Here is a 15997-nt window from a genome sequence, read left to right on the forward strand (position 1 = left end):
GATCCTGCTCGAGATGCGCGAGGTCGACCGCGAGATTTTCGAGCTCAAGGCGGGCAAGGGCGGCTCGGTGTTCCTGGGCGCGGTTACAGCACCGGCGATCGAGCTGGCGGTGCCGGCGATCCGCGAGATCCGGCGCCTCTATCCGCGCATCGAAATCACCATGCAGGTCGAGACCTCGAACGTGCTGGCGCGCGAGCTGATCGCCTCGCGCCACGATTTCATCATCGCCCGCATCCCCGACGACCTCAATCCGCGGCTGTTCGAAGCCCGCGTCATCGGCGTCGAGAAGGCCTGCCTGATCGTGCGCCGCGGCCACCCGCTGACCAAGGGCAAGGCGGTGCGGCTGGAAGACACCGCCGCCTATGACTGGGTTTTCCAGTCGGGCGGCTCGCCGCTGCGCCAGGCCATGGAAAGCAACTTCTTGAACCGCAACATCGCGCTGCCGGACCGCATCCTCAACACCAGCTCGCTGCTATTGACTCTGGTCATGGTCGCGCAATCCGACGCCATCGCACCGGTGTCGATCCAGGTCGCGAAGTTCATCCAGAACCCGGAAGGCCTGGCCGGCGCCATCGATGTCGTCCAGACTGAATTCGACATCGAGGTCAGGCCCTACAGCCTGATCACGGTAAAGAACCGCGCGCTGTCGCCGGCAGCCAAGATGCTGCACGATTTTATTCTGCGGGAGGTGGGCTGAGGGTTGGAGCGGGTAGCGGGCGCATCCCGTGGTCGGCCAGACGATCAGACAGGCCCGCCAGCAGCGGCGCCGATGCACGTCGGCCACTACTGCGTGATGCTTAAAAAAGCCCGCCAGCAGAAGCCAGCGGGCCAAGGGTAGACTTTCCGGTTGGGGTCATTCGAGGCCCCGCCGACCCTCAATGTGAGATATTCCACGAACTGGCACATCGGCCAAACAGATGAAAGACGGCCAGCCGGGCTATAAAAAAATTGCCTGTGAATTCCGCTGGTTTTCAGCCTGGCCAAAACAAGTTTAATGCAGTGTGGCAAAAGCTGGAGCGGGTAGCGGGAATCGAACCCGCGCGTTCAGCTTGGGAAGCTGACAAGCTACCATTACATCATACCCGCGCTGTTCTTCCGATATCATGGCCCGGCGCCGATGCGCAATCCGGTTTGAGGGCTCGGCTTGATGCCGGGCGGTCAACTGCGTATTTCTGGGCATGTGCCCGAATCGCGGCACCCGACTGTGGAGACAGGCCTTGTCCGCACTGAACCGCTTTCTCGGCGATACGCCGCTCCGGGTGATCTTGAAGCTGCTCGTGGTGTCGTTCCTCGTCGGCCTGGTCATGAACGCCTTCGGCTGGTCGCCGATGGACGTGCTTTACGGCATCCGCAAGTTCTTCATCGATCTCTGGAACCTGGGCTTCCACGCCATCGACCGCTTCCTCGGCTACATCCTGCTCGGCGCCGCGATCGTCGTGCCGGCCTTCATCCTGCTCAGAATCGCCAACTACCGGAAGTGAATTTTCAGGCGTAGCCCGCCGCCACCTCGAACAGGATGGCGTGCCGTGCGGCGAGTGCTGCGACATCCGTTGAATAGCCTCCGCCGATAACGCCGCACACCGGTATGCCAAGCGTGAGGAAATGGCGGATCACCATATCGTCGCGGGCGCGCAGCCCGTCATCCGTGAGCGACAACCTGCCGAGCCGGTCCTCGGCATGGACGTCGACCCCGGCATTGTAGAAGACGAGGTCCCAGCGCCTTCGCGCCGATAGCTCCGGCAGGGTGGCGTCCAGCCGCTCCAGATAGGCTGCATCGCCGGCGCCGTCGGGCAGGGCGACATCGAGATCGGAGGCGATCTTGCGCGCGGGGTAGTTGCGGTCGCCATGCATGGAGAAGGTAAACACGCGCGGCTCGTCGTTCAGGATATCCGCCGTGCCGTCACCCTGATGCACGTCGAGGTCGACAACCAGGATGTTTTGGGCAGCAGCTTCGGCGAGCAGCACCAGCGCGGCAACGGCCACGTCGTTGAAGGTGCAGAAGCCCGCACCTTGCGCGCGCCGTGCATGATGGCTGCCGCCGGCGGTGTTGCAGGCGATGCCGTTCAGCAAGGCCAGCCGCGCCGCCAGCACCGTGCCGGCCGTTGCGAGCTGCGCCCTCAGCGAAACCCGCTGTCCAATAGGGAAACCGATCTCGCGCTCGATCGTCACCGGCACTTCGCAGGCAAGCACCTGGTCGACATAGTCTGCCGCGTGGGCAAGCTTCAGCCACGATGGCCGCGCCGCCTCCGGCATGTTGAGCGCTTCGGGCCGCGCCAGGCCGCGTGCCCGCAAGGCTTCCATCAGCAGCAGATATTTGCTCATCGGGAAGCGGTGGTTGACGGCGAAGCCGGCGTCGTAGTCGGGATGATGAACGATCTGCAAGGGCATGGGGCGGCCGGTGCGCCAGAGGCGGGTTTCGGTTGACCACAATGGGGTGGATGGTTGCGCGAGGTCCGCAAACTGGGGCACATCGGCTAGCCGATCAAGCCGCAACAGGAAGCAAGACGCGTTTGGAGCAGGCTTTACCCACCGAAGTCCACGCCACCGAAGCCAGGGCCTTCGTCGTCACCAACCGCTCGGTGCTCGCCATCGCCGTGCCGATGACGCTTGCCTATCTGACGACGCCGTTGCTCGGAATTGTCGACACGGCGGTGGTCGGGCAGTTCGGCGACGCCGCCCTTCTCGGCGGCCTGGCGGCCGGCGCCCTGATCTTCGATGTCGTCTTCACCACCTTCAACTTCCTGCGCTCCGGCACCACCGGCTTGGTCGCCCAGGCCTTCGGGCGCGGCGATGCGCTGGAGGAGCAGGCGGTGTTCTGGCGCGCCGTGCTGATCGCGGTCGTCGCCGGCATAGTGCTTGCCGCACTTGCGCCGCTGGTCTCCACCGCCGGGCAATGGTTCATCGGCGCCGAACCGCGCGTCAGCGCGGCGATGGATATCTATATCCGCATCAGGATGCTCGCTGCACCATTCTCGCTGATCAATTACGCCATCCTTGGCTACGTGCTGGGGCGCGGCGAGGGCGGGCTCGGGCTGATGCTGCAATTGATGCTGAACGGCATCAACATCGCCCTCTGCTTCCTGCTTGGCCTGGAGCTCGGCTGGGGCGTTGCCGGCGTTGCCTGGGCAACGGTCACCGGCGAATTCGTCGCCATGCTGCTTGGTCTCGCCATTGTCGGCCGGCGCTTCTGGGCGGCGCCCAGGCTGCCGCGCCACCGCGTCCTCGATCTGCCGGCATTCCTGCGCATGATGTCGCTCAATCGCGATATCATGATCCGCTCCTTTTCGCTGCTCGCCGCCTTCGCGCTGTTCGCGCGCCAAGGCGCACAATTCGGCACTCTGACGCTGGCCGCCAACGCCGTGCTGATGAATCTCTTCCTGGTTGCCGGCTATTTCCTCGATGGTTTCGCCACCGCCGCTGAACAGCTCGCCGGGCGCGCCATCGGCGCCCGTGCCGCCACGGCGTTTGACCAGGCGGTGCGGCTGACGCTGCTTTGGGGGCTCGGGCTGGCGGGCGCGGCGACGCTCTTCTTCCTGCTGGAGGGCACCGATCTCGTCGCCCTGATCACGACCTCGACGGACGTCCGCGCCATTGCCGATATCTACCTGCCCTGGGCGGCATTCACCGCGCTCAGCGGCGCGCTGGCTTTCCAGATGGACGGGGTTTTCATCGGCGCGACATGGTCGCGCGACATGCGCAACATGATGCTGTTGTCGTTCCTGGCGTTCAGCGCCGCGCTGCTGATCCTGGCGCCGGCCTTCGGCAATCACGGCTTGTGGGCGGCGTTGCATGTCTTCCTGCTGGTACGCGGCCTCAGCCTGCTCGCCATATTGCGGCTGCGGGTGCGAACGGCCTTTAACTGATCGCTAAAGCGGTTTCGCCGCCCAGTGATCGAGGTGGCTGTCGCGAAGCTCGCGCAGCGACTTCAGCCCTTGGCTGTCCATGAAACGGGCCATGCCAGAAAGAATACGGCCCGGCAGCGCTGGCCCGGCATAGATCATGCCGGTATAGAGCTGCACGAGGTCGGCGCCGGCACGGATCTTTTCCAGCGCCGTCTCGGTGGAATCGACGCCGCCGACGCCGATGATAGCGGGACCCGGGCCAAGCAGTTTTCGCATCCTTGCCAGCACGATCGTCGAGCGCTCGAACAAGGGTTTCCCCGAAAGACCGCCGGCTTCGCCGGCAAGGCCGGCGCTGCTCAGGCCGGCTCGCGCGATCGTGGTGTTGGAGACGATGACGCCGTCTATTTGCTTCTCAGTGACCTCGGCGGCAATGTCCTCCAGCTCGGCCTCGACCAGATCCGGTGCGATCTTGAGGAAGACGGGCGGTTTTGCCGGTGCCGCCGCACGCACGGCCATGACCCGCGACAGGAGCTCGCCAAGCTGTTCGCGCGCCTGCATGTTGCGCAGGCCCGGCGTGTTCGGCGAGGAGATATTGATTGTCAGATAGCTGGCATATCGCGCGAACCGGATCACGCCGCGCTCATAATCGCCGACGCGGTCGGCGCTGTCCTTGTTGGCGCCGATGTTGATGCCGACGATGCCGGGGCGGCCTTTTCGGGCGGCAAGACGCTTCTCTGCGGCGGCGTGGCCTTCATTGTTGAAGCCCAGCCGGTTGATTACCGCCCCGTCCGAAGGCAGCCGGAAGATGCGTGGCTTCGGATTGCCCGTCTGCGGCAGCGGTGTGATGGTGCCGACCTCGGCGAAGCCGAAGCCCAGGCCGAGCAACGCGTCTGGCACTTCGGCATTCTTGTCGTAACCCGCGGCCATGCCGAGCGGGTTCGGGAAATCGAGCCCGCAAAGGCTGACCTTTAGCCTGTTGTCTCGCAAAGGGCGCCCGGAGACCGACAGGCCGCATCTCAGCGCGGCAATCGACAGCCCATGTGCGGTTTCCGGATCGAGCGTGAACAGCAGTTTCTGGCCGATCCGGTCGAACGCGCTCATTCGGCCCCCAGCGCCGGGAATTCATGCCGGCCGTCGGCGCCGAGCGGCAATGCCTGCACCGAAACGACCGCATCGAGGCCGAGCCCGCCATAGAGATGCGGGAACAAGGCGCCGCCGCGCGAGACCTCATATTTCAGCGCATCGCCGAGGCGCGCGCTATCGGCGGCAACCAGCAGCAACCCGCTTTGGCCGGCGAAATGCTTGGCTGCCGTTTCCCGGACCTGCCCGGCGGTGGAAAAATGGATGAAGCCGTCGGCGACGTCGATCGGCGCGCCGGTGAAGCGGCCTTCTCTTTCAGCCTCGCGCCAAAGCGCCTCGGGAACTATCTTGTAGATGATCTCGGACATGGTTGCGCTATAGTCCGAACAGATCATGCGGGGAAGGGGCAAGCGGGTTTCGGAGGCTCCGAACTCTTCCCCATTTCAGGCGCAAACATGTGATACATTGAGCCAACTGGCTCATGGAGGAAAACATGCGTCTGAAACACGTCTTGATCCCCGCAGCACTGGTCTCGCTTGTCGCGGCCTCGGCCTTTTCCGAGGGAGCCGATCGCTACCGGTTGGAAAAATCGGCCAATGGTTATGTGCGCATGGATACCCAAACCGGCGCCATGTCGCTCTGCGAGGAGCGCTCCGGTCAGCTTGTCTGCAAGACGGCGGCCGACGAACGTGCCGCCTTCCAGGATGAGGTCGACCGGCTGAAAAATTCGGTGAAGGCGCTCGACGAACGCGTCGCCAAGCTCGAAAATTCGCTTGCCGCGCGTTTCGAATCGACTTTGCCCAGCGAGGAGGATTTCAACAAGACGATGGGCTACATGGAGCGCTTCCTGCGCAGCTTCATGGACATCGTCAAGGACATGGACAAGGACGAAGACGGCGCCAAGCCCAATTCGCAAAAGACCTAGGCAATTCGCAAAAAAGACCTGGGGCGGGAATAGCAAGCCGGCCACGCCGAACAGCAGGCGAAGCGTTATAATCGTTCAGATCCTGCAAGGCGGAAAATCGCCAATGGGAGTCGGGGAGGGATATCACTGTTGGGCTACACATTCGTCATTGCCGACGATCATCCGCTTTTTCGCGGTGCATTGAGGGAGGCACTCGCGGGCATCGGAGATGCCGCCATTCACGAGGCCGGCGATTTCGAAAGCGCCAAGGCGCTGGTCCTGGCCAATGAGGATGTCGATCTGGTGCTGCTCGACCTGTCTATGCCGGGGGCAAGCGGTCTTTCCGGCCTGATTTCGTTGCGCGGCATCCATCCGGCGGTGCCGATGATGGTGGTCTCGGCGCATGACGATCCGGTGACGATCCGGCGCGCGCTCAATCTCGGCGCCTCCGGCTTCATCTCCAAATCGGCCAGCATGGAGGCGATCCGCAATGCGGTGCAGTCGGTGCTCGCAGGTGATATCGCGGCACCCGCCGGGGTCGATCTCGGCGTCGAGCGCGATCCCGAGATTTCCGACCTGATCAAGCGCCTGCAGGCGCTGACGCCACAGCAGACGCGCGTGCTTGGCATGCTGGCGGAAGGGCTGCTCAACAAGCAGATCGCCTATGAACTCGGGGTCTCCGAAGCGACGATCAAGGCGCATGTCTCGGCCATCCTGCAGAAACTCGGCGTCGACAGCCGCACCCAGGCGGTCATCCTTTTGTCCAAGATCGGCAGCGACCCGGTTCAGGCGGCCGGCTGACCCCCTATTCGGCCGCCGGCGCCAGCGGCCTCACCCTGGCCATCATCGAGCGCAGCATCGCCGGTTTCAGCGGTTTGCTGATCACCGGCACGTCGAGCCTGCCGGCAGCGGTGCGAACCTCGCTGGAGCGGTCGGCGGTGACCAGCACGGCCGGAAGGTCCTCGCCATGGATCGCACGCAACTGGGCGATCAATTCGAGGCCGGTCTTGTCGTCGAGATGATAGTCGGCAAGCACGATATCCGGCCGATGAATGCCGGACCTCTCGAGATCCTCCGCGCCGGAAAGCGTGTCGACGCTGCAGCCCCAGCCCTCCAGCAGCAGCCGCATGCCGTCGAGGATGCGGGCGTCGTTATCGATGCAGAGCACATGGAGCCCGGCAAGCGAGGTCGTAGCGCGGGCAGGCGGCTTCGCCTCGGCCTCGCGCCGCGGTGCCTGCACGGCCGCCACCGGCATCAAGACGGAAAAGCGCGTCCCCTTGCCGGGGTTGGAGAAGATGCGGATCTCGAGGCGCAGGACGCGGGCGATGCGGTCGACAATGGAGAGCCCCAGGCCGAGGCCTTCCGCCTCGCGTGCGGCCTCGTCGAGCCGAGTGAATTCGCGAAACACGGTGTTGAGCTTGTCGCCGGCAATGCCGATGCCGGTGTCGATAACCTGTATTTCGGCCAGTTCGCCGCGCCGCCGCACGCCGACCAGAATGCGGCCACGGCGCGTATATTTAATGGCGTTGGAGACCAGGTTCTGGATCAGCCGGCGCAGCAGATTGCGGTCCGTCATGACGCTGAGCGACGACGGCATGATCGTGAGCTCGAGTTTCTTTTCGGCGGCAAGCGGCCGGAAGTCGTTGCCGATCTGGCGCAGCAGCCCATCGAGGCCGAAGCTCGTATCGTCCGGCTTCATCGCGCCGGCATCGAGGCGCGAAATGTCGAGCACCGCGCCGAGGATGGTCTCGACCGATTCCAGCGACGATTCGATATTCATCGCCGCCTTGCCGGCAGGTCCCTTGCCGGTCTTCTCGATCAGCGACGAGCAATAGAGGCGGGCGGCGTTCAGCGGCTGCAGGATGTCGTGGCCGGCGGCAGCGAGAAAGCGGGTCTTGCCGAGATTGGCCTCTTCGGCCAGCATCTGCGCCTGCGCCAGCTCCTCGTTGACGCGGGTGAGCTCGGCGGTGCGGTTCCTCACTCGCTGTTCCAGTGATTCGTTGGCGCGCTTCAGCGCCAGATCCTGTTCGACGCGTCCGGAAATGTCGGCATAGGTGGCGACGATGCCGCCGTCCGGCATCGGATTGGAGCGCAATTCGAGGATGCGTCCGCTGGTCTTCAACTCCATCTGCCATGGGCTGACGAAGCTGGTCAGGCGGTTCAGCATGGTGACGCGCTGGTCTGCGGGTATGTCGCCGCGCTCGGCAAGGTGGCGCAGGATACGATCGAGCGAGACGCCGACCTGGCCCATCTCGTCGGGCAGGTCGAACAGCGCCCGGTACTGGCGGTTCCAGCAGATCAACCGGAAATCCCGGTCGAAGACGGTGATGCCCTGTTCCATCTGGTCGAGTGCGATCTGCAGCAGGTCGCGATTGTGCTGCAGCGCCTCGGTGGCGTCGTCGAGCAGGCGGAAGGCGTCCTTGGATTCGCGGTCGTTGCGGCGCAGCAGCAGCGATAGGATCAGCCGCGCCGAGGATGAGCCGACGGCACTGGCCAGAAGCTGCTCGGAGAAGCGGATGACATCCATGCTGGCCTGTTCGTTGCCGTGCAGTGAAGTGCCGCTGCTCTTCTCGAACGACTGGAAGGACCGCTCGGTGCGTTCGACACCGAGATAGCGCGCAATCGTGTCCCTCAGGTCGTTGACGGTGGTGGTGGTGCGGAAGCGGCGCAGGCTCGGCAGCGGCCCCGCCTCGCGCGGCACGAAGATCGATGCCTGGATGCGTTCCAACGGCACCGACGCGCGCGACAGTGAGCCGAACACAAAAAACAGCGTGTTGATCGACAGGCTCCACAGCACGCCATGGTTCAGCGGCTCAGCGACGGTGCCGAAGAGCGCTTGCGGCCGCAATGCATCGAAGCCGAACAGGCCGTGGATGAGGATGCCGGTGTCGGGCGCGACGAGCGAGGGAAGCAGTAGCGTGTAGCTCCAGACGACGATGCCGGCGACCATGCCAAGTGCGGCACCCCGGCCGTTGGCGCCGCGCCAGACCAGGCCGCCGATCATTGCCGGCGCGAACTGCGCGATCGCCGCGAACGACATCAGGCCGATCGAGGACAGCCGCGCGCTGTTGGTGCTCTCGCGGTAGTAGAGGAAGGCGATGAACAGCATGATGAAGATCGCCGCCCGCCGCACATTCAAGATGAGCGTCGACCAGTCCTCGTTCTCGGATGTCGTAGTCCGCAGCAATCGCCTCACGAACAGCGGAATGACCAGGTCGTTGGAGATCATGATCGACAGCGCAACGCTTTCGACGATCACCATTGCGGTCGCCGCCGACAGGCCGCCGATGAAGGCCGCCATGGCCAGCACGTCGTGGCCGCTGAACAGCGGCAGTGACAGCACATAGAGGTCGCTGCTGGTTCTGGTGCCGACCAGTTCCAGGCCGGCCAGCGCGATCGGCAGCACGAACAGGTTGATTGCCACCAGATAGAGCGGAAACACCCATGTCGCGGTGCGTAGCTCGGCCTCGCTGCGGTTTTCGACGATGGTGACGTAGAACTGGCGTGGCAGCATGAGAATGGCAAAGCCGCTCAGGCATGTCAGCACAAGCCAGGTGGCGAGTGAGGTGTTGTAGCCCATCGCCTGGCGCACCTGCGTGTTTTCGGCGAGCCGGTCGAACATATCGCCTGGCCCGCCGAAGATCAGGAACATGACCATCAGGCCGATCGCCAGGAAGGCGGCCAGCTTGACGACGGTCTCGACCGCCACCGCCAGCACCAGCCCGTCCTGGTGCTCAGTGGCATCCGCATGGCGCGTGCCGAACAGCACCGCAAACAGCGCCAGCAGCATGGCCACGACCAGCGAGATGTCGCTGACGAACGGATCGAACGACGGGGGCGAGCCGGTATAGTGCTCGACCATCAGGCTGACCGAGCCGGAGATCGCCTTCAATTGCAGCGCGATATAGGGCACGGCGCCGATGGTCGCGATCAGCGTGGCGATCGCCGCGACAGCGAAGCTCTTGCCGTAGCGGGCACCGAGAAAGTCGGCGATCGAGGTGATCTTCTCGGTCTTGGCCAGCCTGACGATGCGCTGCAGCAGCGGAAAGCCGAACACGAACACCAGCACCGGTCCGATATAGATGCCGAGGAACTCGAGGCCGCGCTCGGAGGACAGCCCGACCGAGCCGAAGAAGGTCCAGGAGGTGCAGTAGATGGCGAGGCTGAGCGCATAGATGAACGGCCGGGCGCGGCCAGGCCCGGATGAAGTCGAGCGCCGGTCGCCCAGGCTGGCGATGACGAACAGCAACGTCACATAGGCGATCGCGATGATGACGATGAACCAGCCCTGCACGCCTCGAACTTCCTCCCTGCACCGGCTTTTTCATCCGGCCTTGCAGACGCAATCACAGCTTGGCGACCGAGTCCATCGCGGCTTTCGGCGTATTATATCGGCTGCGTCGGGCAATCGTGACCGGCCGAAACCGGCTTTTGCTCCTGTTGCAACCGCAGGTTTTTGCTATTCTGCCTGCCGGTCAATGCCGGAGGAGCGGACGGCAGAACGGCCGGTCAGGACAAGGAGGAGTCGAATGCTGAAAGAGTTTCAGGAATTCATTTCCAGGGGCAACGTGATGGACCTGGCTGTCGCCGTCATCATTGGCGCTGCCTTCGGCAAGATCGTCACCTCGCTGGTCGACGACATCATCATGCCTATTGTTGGCGCGATCTTCGGAGGACTGGACTTCAACAACTACTTCATACCCCTGTCTTCTGCGGTGAATGCAACCTCGCTGGCTGATGCAAAGAAACAGGGCGCGGTCTTCGCCTATGGCAGCTTCATCACCGTGGCGCTGAATTTCCTTATCCTCGCCCTCATCATCTTCCTGATGGTCAAGGGGGTGAACAATCTGCGCCAGCGGCTGGAGCGTGAAAAACCGGCCGCCCCGGCCGCTCCGCCGCCAGCCGACGTCGCGCTGCTCACCGAAATTCGCGATCTCCTCGCCAGAAAATAGCGCTTGCGAGAACCTTTCTGGACCAAAACCCCGGTCGCTTGCGGCCGGGGTTTTCTGTTTTCGTCCGCCCTGAAACACGCTAGCAGTCGAGCAAACAAAAACGGACCCATCCATGACCTTGATCGATACTCTGCGCGCCGAAGCGCGGGCGGCGCCTGAAAGCGGAATTGTCGCCGTCATGAATCGTGGCCGCGGCCGCGAGGGCATGATCCCGCTCTGGGCCGGCGAGGGCGACCTGCCGACGCCTGCCTTCATCACCGATGCCGCCGCCAAGGCGCTGGCCGGCGGCGAGACCTTCTACACCTGGCAGCGGGGCATTCCCGAACTCAGGCAGGCGCTCGCCCGCTACTACACCAGGCATTTCGGCAAGACTTTCGCCGACGAGGAATTTATCGTCACCGGCTCCGGCATGCACGCGATCCAGATGGCCATCGATGCGGTGGCCGGCAAGGGCGACGAACTCGTCTACCTGTCGCCGGCATGGCCGAACTTCGCCGCCGCCGCCGGCGTCGCAGGCGCTGTTCCAGTCGCGGTCACGCTCGACCAGTCGGGCAATGGCTGGTCCTGCGATGTCGACAAGATCGCAGCGGCGATCACGCCACGGACCAAGGCGCTGTTCGTCAACACGCCGTCCAACCCGACCGGCTGGACCGCCGACAAGGAAACGCTGCAGGCGATCCTCGATCTTGCCCGCGAAAGGGGCCTGTGGATCATCGCCGACGAGATCTACGCGCTGTTTCATTACGGCCACGGCCGCGCGCCCTCCTTCATCGACATCATGGCTGATGAGGACCGCATCCTGTTCGTCAATTCCTTTTCCAAGAACTGGGCGATGACCGGCTGGCGCATCGGCTGGATCAGGATCCATCCCGCCTTGCAGCAGGTGTTCGAGAACCTGGTCCAGTATTCGACTTCCGGCGTTGCCCAGTTCATGCAGCGCGGCGCCGTCGTCGCGCTCGACGAGGGCGACGCCTTCATCATCGAGCAGGTGGAGCGGGCGAGGGCGGCACGCGACCTGGTGTGCGGTATTCTCGCCGCAACCGGCAGGGCGCGGTTCACCGTACCGCAGGGCGCATTCTATCTGTTCTTCGCGGTCGACGGCATCACCGATTCCCGCGCTGCCGCCTTCGACATGGTCGACCGCGCCAATGTCGGCCTGGCGCCCGGCACCGCCTTCGGCCCCGGCGGCGAAGCCTTCCTCAGGCTGTGCTTCCACCGCCGCCTCGACCAGCTCGAGGAAGCCGCGCACCGGCTGGCGAAATGGATGACGAGTGTGTGAGGTGTGTTGAGGGGTCGCGCCAGGCATCGCAGCACTGAAAAATGAAGCGGCACCGATAGGCGGCTACCGCAATGATGCCCGTGGCGGCGGAGTTACCCGCCCGACTTCGGCACCAGCAGCGGAATGACGCGGTCGCTCTTGGCTACTGAAGGCCGGCCGGCCGAACCGTAGGGAATCCCCAACGCGTCCCATGTCTCGACCAGCGCGTCCTGCAGGGACGCGATCAGCGCGTCCGAATGGAACGGTGTCGGCGTGATGCGCAGCCGTTCGGTGCCGCGCGGCACTGTCGGGTAGTTGATCGGCTGGATATAGATGCCGTGCACACCGAGCAGGCGGTCGCTGGCCATCTTGCAAAGCTCGGGATCGCCGACCAGAAGCGGCACGATGTGGGTAGGCGATTCCATCACCGGCAGGCCGGCTGCGGCCAGCACTTGCTTGGTCCGTGTCGCCTGACGCAGCTGCGCGTCGCGCTCGGCCTGCGAACGCTTGAGATGACGGATCGAGGTGGTTGCCGCGGCAGCGATCGCCGGCGGCAACGCCGTGGTGAAGATGAAGCCCGGCGCATAGGAGCGCACCGCGTCGATCACCGCAGTGTTGCCGGCGATGTAGCCGCCAAGCGTGCCGAACGCCTTGGCCAGCGTGCCCTCGATGATGTCGATGCGGTCGGCCAGCCCTTCGCGCTCGGTGATGCCGCCGCCGCGCGGCCCGTACATGCCGACGGCGTGGACCTCGTCGATGTAGGTCATGGCGTTGTAACGCTCGGCGAGATCGACGATCTGCTTGATCGGCGCGATATCGCCGTCCATCGAATAGACGCTCTCGAAGACGATCAGCTTGGCGCGCTCGCGGCCGGCCGCCTGCAGCAGGCTTTCGAGATGCGCGACGTCGTTATGGCGGAAGATCTTCTTCTCGGCGCCCGAGCGCCGCACGCCCTCGATCATCGAAGCGTGGTTGAGCTCGTCCGAGATGATCAGGCAATTGGGAAGCAGCTTTGCAATGGTCGAGATCGACGCCTCGTTGGAAACGAAGCCGGAGGTGAAAACCAGTGCGGCTTCCTTGTCGTGCAGGTCGGCCAGCTCCAGTTCGAGCTCGACCAGCGGGTTGCTGGTGCCGGAAATGTTGCGGGTGCCGCCGGCCCCCGACCCCATCTTGCCTGCCGCCTTCTGGAACGCGGCAATGACGTCGGGATGCTGGCCCATGCCGAGATAGTCGTTGGAGCACCAGACGGTAATTTCCTCGGCGCGGCCATTGGCGCGCCAGATGGCGCGCGGGAATTTCCCTACGATACGCTCAAGGTCGGCGAAGACGCGGTAGCGACGCTCTGCATGGAGCTGGTCGATCGCTTCCTCGAAAAACCGCTGATAGTTCATGTCGCCTTCCCAGTTTTGCGCGGGATCATAGTCATTGGCCCATTCGTCGTCCACCTGGCCTTTTTGGTCAAAATGCCACGCCCCGAGCCTGTTCCTAACGACCACGGAACGTGGCCTATTCCCTTGATGTGGATCAATCTTGTTTCAGGACAATGCCACGCGCCGATGAGACCGGTTACCGCAGGTTCTAATGGCTTGGCGGCAGGTTTTCCAGTAAGGCGACGATTGAGACAGTGCCGATAAATCATGAATAGCGAGGATGCGGATGACGGTTTTGGTGACAGGCGGTGCCGGCTATATCGGTAGCCATATGGTCTGGGAATTGCTGGATACGGGTGACAGCGTCGTCGTCCTCGACCGGCTTTCGACCGGCTTTGAATGGGCGGTGGCTCCGGAAGCAAAGCTCGTCGTCGGCGACGTCGCCGACAGGGAACTGGTCGCCTCGATCATCCGCGACAATAAGGTCGACGCTATCATCCATTTCGCCGGCTCGATCGTGGTCCCCGAATCGGTCGCCGACCCGCTTGCCTATTACGAGAACAACACCTGCAAGACACGCACCTTGATCGAGACCGCGGTGCGCGAAGGCGTGCCCAATTTCATCTTTTCCTCGACCGCCGCCGTCTATGGCGGCGCGGGCCTGGAGCCGGTGCGCGAGGATGCCCGGCTTGCGCCGGAATCGCCCTACGGCCTGTCCAAGCTGATGAGCGAATGGATGCTGCGCGACGCGGCAATTGCCCATGGGTTGCGCTATACGGCGCTGCGCTATTTCAACGTCGCCGGCGCCGACCCGAAGGGCCGCACCGGCCAGTCGACGCCCGGTGCGACGCATTTGATCAAGGTCGCTTGCGAGACGGCGCTCGGCAAGCGCCCCCTCATGCAGGTGTTCGGCACCGACTATCCGACGCCGGACGGCACCTGCATGCGCGACTATATCCACGTCAGCGACCTGGCGGCGGCGCATCGGCTGGCGCTCCAGCGGCTGCGTGCCGGCGGATCGAGCCTGGTCGCCAATTGCGGCTACAGCCACGGCTATTCGGTGCTCGAGGTCATCGACAGCGTCCGCCGCGTCTTCGGCCATGATTTCGACGTGCGGATGGGCGATCGCCGCGCCGGTGACGCGGCCGCGGTTGTCGCCAATTCGGAGCTGGCGCGTGGCGAACTCGGCTGGACCCCGCAGCGCGACAACCTCGACCAGATTGTTGCCGATGCGCTTGCCTGGGAGCGCATCCTGACCAGCAAGAATTCGGCTCTGGGGTGAAGTTGGCTCTCTGCAAAGGTTGGTTCAGCGCGCTGGGGGCGGAATGAAAATCCTGGTGCTTGGGGCCGGCGTCGTCGGTACGGCGGCGGCCTATTATTTGGCCAGCGACGGCCATGAGGTGACGGTAATCGAGCGCCATCCGGCGGCAGCACGCGGCACCAGCCGGTCGAATGCCGGCCTGGTGTCGCCCGGCGATGCCACCGCCTGGGCCTCGCCGGCAGCGCTGAAGACGTTCCTGCGTGGCCTCCACAACCACGATCTCGGCATCAAGGTGCGCCTGCGCTTCGATCCGTATTTTTTCGCCTGGAGCCTGCGCTTCCTGCGCCAGTGCACGCATAAGCGCATGCGCGCCAACACCGACGTCAAGCTGCGTCTGGCGCTCTATTCGCGCGACTGCATCAACGCCGTCTCCGCCGAGACCAGCATCCACTATGACGAGCGCAAGAAAGGCATTCTGTATTTCTTCCGCTCGCAGCAGAGCTTTGATACCGGCACCGACAATTACCGCTATCTCGGCGAACATGGCCTGCCGATCGAGATCGTCGGCCGCGACCGGCTGGTCGAACTCGAGCCAGGCCTCGCCGGCGCCAAGGACAAGATAGCCGGCGGCGTCTATTCGCCGATCGACCAGACCGGCGACTCCAGCCAATTCACGCAGAACCTCGCTGGCTATGCCGCCGAGAAACTCGGCGTCCAATTCCTCTACGGCACGACTGTCGAAGGCCTCGACATCGACGGCGGCCGGGTGCGCGCGGTGATGACCTCGGCCGGCCCGATAACCGGCGACGCCGTAGTCATCTCGATGGGGCCGGAGAGCGGTTTGCTCGGCCGCCGCTACGGCATCGACCTGCCCGTCTATCCCGTGAAGGGCTATACGGTGACTGTTCCGCTGGAAGATGAAAACAAGGGGCCGATCATGGGCGGCGCCGACGAGGACCGGCTGATCGGCTATTCCAGGCTGGGAAATCGGCTGCGGATGTCCTCGACGGCGGAGTTCACCGGTTTCGACCGCACGTTCAAGCCACGCGATTTCAACTCGATCCTGAACACCGGCAAGGACCTGTTCCCCGGCGCCTTCGACGAGAGCAAGGCTGAGCTCTGGGCTGGACTTCGCCCGATGATGCCGAACTCCGTGCCGGTCATCGGCCGGGCGCGGTACGACAATCTATATCTCGACACCGGCCACGGCCATCTCGGCTGGACCATGGCTTGCGGCTCGGGAAAGTTCCTTGCCGACATAGTTGCCGGCCGCAAGCCGGAGATCGATCCGCAAGGATTGCTCTACGCGGGCTAGGCATCTCCGGAAATC

General features: G+C 64.0%; 14 protein-coding genes and 1 tRNA gene. 9 read left to right on the top strand and 6 right to left on the bottom strand.

Going from position 1 to position 15997, the window contains the following annotated elements; genetic code table 11:
* Positions 1-697: LysR substrate-binding domain-containing protein (locus E5W70_RS19280; protein WP_292660941.1), on the top strand; the 697-nt coding region annotated here is incomplete at its 5' end.
* Between the two features lie 315 nt (positions 698-1012).
* Here the strand turns inward: E5W70_RS19280 and E5W70_RS19285 are convergent.
* Positions 1013-1086 (bottom strand) — tRNA-Gly (locus E5W70_RS19285).
* A gap of 92 nt (positions 1087-1178) precedes the next feature.
* Between E5W70_RS19285 and E5W70_RS19290 the strand changes: the two genes are divergently transcribed.
* Entirely contained in the window at positions 1179-1481 is a 303-nt protein-coding gene (locus E5W70_RS19290; RefSeq protein WP_198030500.1) for a DUF6460 domain-containing protein, read from the top strand.
* A gap of 4 nt (positions 1482-1485) precedes the next feature.
* Here E5W70_RS19290 and E5W70_RS19295 read toward each other — a convergent pair whose 3' ends face one another.
* Complete coding sequence (locus E5W70_RS19295; RefSeq protein ID WP_292660945.1) at positions 1486-2388, bottom strand: histone deacetylase; 903 nt, start codon at positions 2386-2388, stop codon at positions 1486-1488.
* A 50-nt stretch (positions 2389-2438) separates the two neighbouring features.
* Here E5W70_RS19295 and E5W70_RS19300 point away from each other — a divergent pair, with 50 nt between their 5' ends.
* Complete coding sequence (locus E5W70_RS19300; RefSeq protein WP_292660948.1) at positions 2439-3863, top strand: MATE family efflux transporter; 1425 nt, start codon at positions 2439-2441, stop codon at positions 3861-3863.
* Positions 3864-3866: 3 nt separating this feature from the next.
* Here E5W70_RS19300 and E5W70_RS19305 read toward each other — a convergent pair whose 3' ends face one another.
* Both E5W70_RS19305 and E5W70_RS19310 read right to left on the bottom strand, forming a co-directional pair.
* Positions 3867-4943 carry a quinone-dependent dihydroorotate dehydrogenase gene (locus tag E5W70_RS19305; RefSeq protein ID WP_292660950.1) on the bottom strand — a complete coding sequence of 359 codons (1077 nt, stop codon included), beginning with the start codon at positions 4941-4943 and terminating at the stop codon, positions 3867-3869.
* Entirely contained in the window at positions 4940-5290 is a 351-nt protein-coding gene (locus E5W70_RS19310) for a DUF952 domain-containing protein (RefSeq protein ID WP_292660953.1), read from the bottom strand. Before E5W70_RS19310 ends, E5W70_RS19305 begins: the two co-directional genes overlap by 4 nt.
* Positions 5291-5415: 125 nt before the next feature.
* On the opposite strand from E5W70_RS19310, the gene E5W70_RS19315 reads away from it, so the two are divergent.
* Positions 5416-5847: a hypothetical protein gene (locus tag E5W70_RS19315; protein ID WP_292660955.1), complete on the top strand. Its 432-nt coding sequence runs from the start codon at positions 5416-5418 to the stop codon at positions 5845-5847.
* 129 nt (positions 5848-5976) lie between these two features.
* On the top strand, positions 5977-6627 hold the full coding sequence (locus E5W70_RS19320; RefSeq protein WP_292660958.1) for a response regulator transcription factor: 651 nt from the start codon (positions 5977-5979) through the stop codon (positions 6625-6627).
* 4 nt (positions 6628-6631) lie between these two features.
* Here E5W70_RS19320 and E5W70_RS19325 read toward each other — a convergent pair whose 3' ends face one another.
* Entirely contained in the window at positions 6632-10120 is a 3489-nt protein-coding gene (locus E5W70_RS19325) for a PAS domain-containing hybrid sensor histidine kinase/response regulator (RefSeq protein WP_292660961.1), read from the bottom strand.
* A 235-nt stretch (positions 10121-10355) separates the two neighbouring features.
* Here E5W70_RS19325 and mscL point away from each other — a divergent pair, with 235 nt between their 5' ends.
* The gene (mscL, locus tag E5W70_RS19330) at positions 10356-10778 is read left to right on the top strand and encodes a large conductance mechanosensitive channel protein MscL (RefSeq protein WP_292660998.1); all 423 of its coding nucleotides are present in this window, start codon (positions 10356-10358) and stop codon (positions 10776-10778) included.
* 112 nt (positions 10779-10890) lie between these two features.
* On the top strand, positions 10891-12057 hold the full coding sequence (locus tag E5W70_RS19335; RefSeq protein ID WP_292660965.1) for a pyridoxal phosphate-dependent aminotransferase: 1167 nt from the start codon (positions 10891-10893) through the stop codon (positions 12055-12057).
* 92 nt (positions 12058-12149) lie between these two features.
* On the opposite strand, the gene hemA is transcribed toward E5W70_RS19335, so the two are convergent.
* Positions 12150-13427: a 5-aminolevulinate synthase gene (gene hemA, locus E5W70_RS19340; protein WP_292661001.1), complete on the bottom strand. Its 1278-nt coding sequence runs from the start codon at positions 13425-13427 to the stop codon at positions 12150-12152.
* 265 nt (positions 13428-13692) lie between these two features.
* Between hemA and galE the strand changes: the two genes are divergently transcribed.
* Both galE and E5W70_RS19350 read left to right on the top strand, forming a co-directional pair.
* Entirely contained in the window at positions 13693-14688 is a 996-nt protein-coding gene (gene galE / locus E5W70_RS19345; RefSeq protein WP_292660968.1) for a UDP-glucose 4-epimerase GalE, read from the top strand.
* 43 nt (positions 14689-14731) lie between these two features.
* Positions 14732-15982, top strand: coding sequence for a D-amino acid dehydrogenase (locus tag E5W70_RS19350; RefSeq protein ID WP_292660970.1), 1251 nt, complete (start codon positions 14732-14734; stop codon positions 15980-15982).
* Positions 15983-15997: the final 15 nt, after the last annotated feature.

It is taken from the genome of Mesorhizobium sp., assembly GCF_005063415.1.
Lineage (GTDB): Bacteria > Pseudomonadota > Alphaproteobacteria > Rhizobiales > Rhizobiaceae > Mesorhizobium.

Coding starts and splice junctions, on each gene's coding strand:
- E5W70_RS19290 (WP_198030500.1), top strand. CDS start 1,179: ATGTGCCCGAATCGCGGCACCCGACTGTGGAGACAGGCCTTGTCCGCA.
- E5W70_RS19295 (WP_292660945.1), bottom strand. CDS start 2,388: ATGCCCTTGCAGATCGTTCATCATCCCGACTACGACGCCGGCTTCGCC.
- E5W70_RS19300 (WP_292660948.1), top strand. CDS start 2,439: ATGGTTGCGCGAGGTCCGCAAACTGGGGCACATCGGCTAGCCGATCAA.
- E5W70_RS19305 (WP_292660950.1), bottom strand. CDS start 4,943: ATGAGCGCGTTCGACCGGATCGGCCAGAAACTGCTGTTCACGCTCGAT.
- E5W70_RS19310 (WP_292660953.1), bottom strand. CDS start 5,290: ATGTCCGAGATCATCTACAAGATAGTTCCCGAGGCGCTTTGGCGCGAG.
- E5W70_RS19315 (WP_292660955.1), top strand. CDS start 5,416: ATGCGTCTGAAACACGTCTTGATCCCCGCAGCACTGGTCTCGCTTGTC.
- mscL (WP_292660998.1), top strand. CDS start 10,356: ATGCTGAAAGAGTTTCAGGAATTCATTTCCAGGGGCAACGTGATGGAC.
- E5W70_RS19335 (WP_292660965.1), top strand. CDS start 10,891: ATGACCTTGATCGATACTCTGCGCGCCGAAGCGCGGGCGGCGCCTGAA.
- hemA (WP_292661001.1), bottom strand. CDS start 13,427: ATGAACTATCAGCGGTTTTTCGAGGAAGCGATCGACCAGCTCCATGCA.
- galE (WP_292660968.1), top strand. CDS start 13,693: ATGACGGTTTTGGTGACAGGCGGTGCCGGCTATATCGGTAGCCATATG.
- E5W70_RS19350 (WP_292660970.1), top strand. CDS start 14,732: ATGAAAATCCTGGTGCTTGGGGCCGGCGTCGTCGGTACGGCGGCGGCC.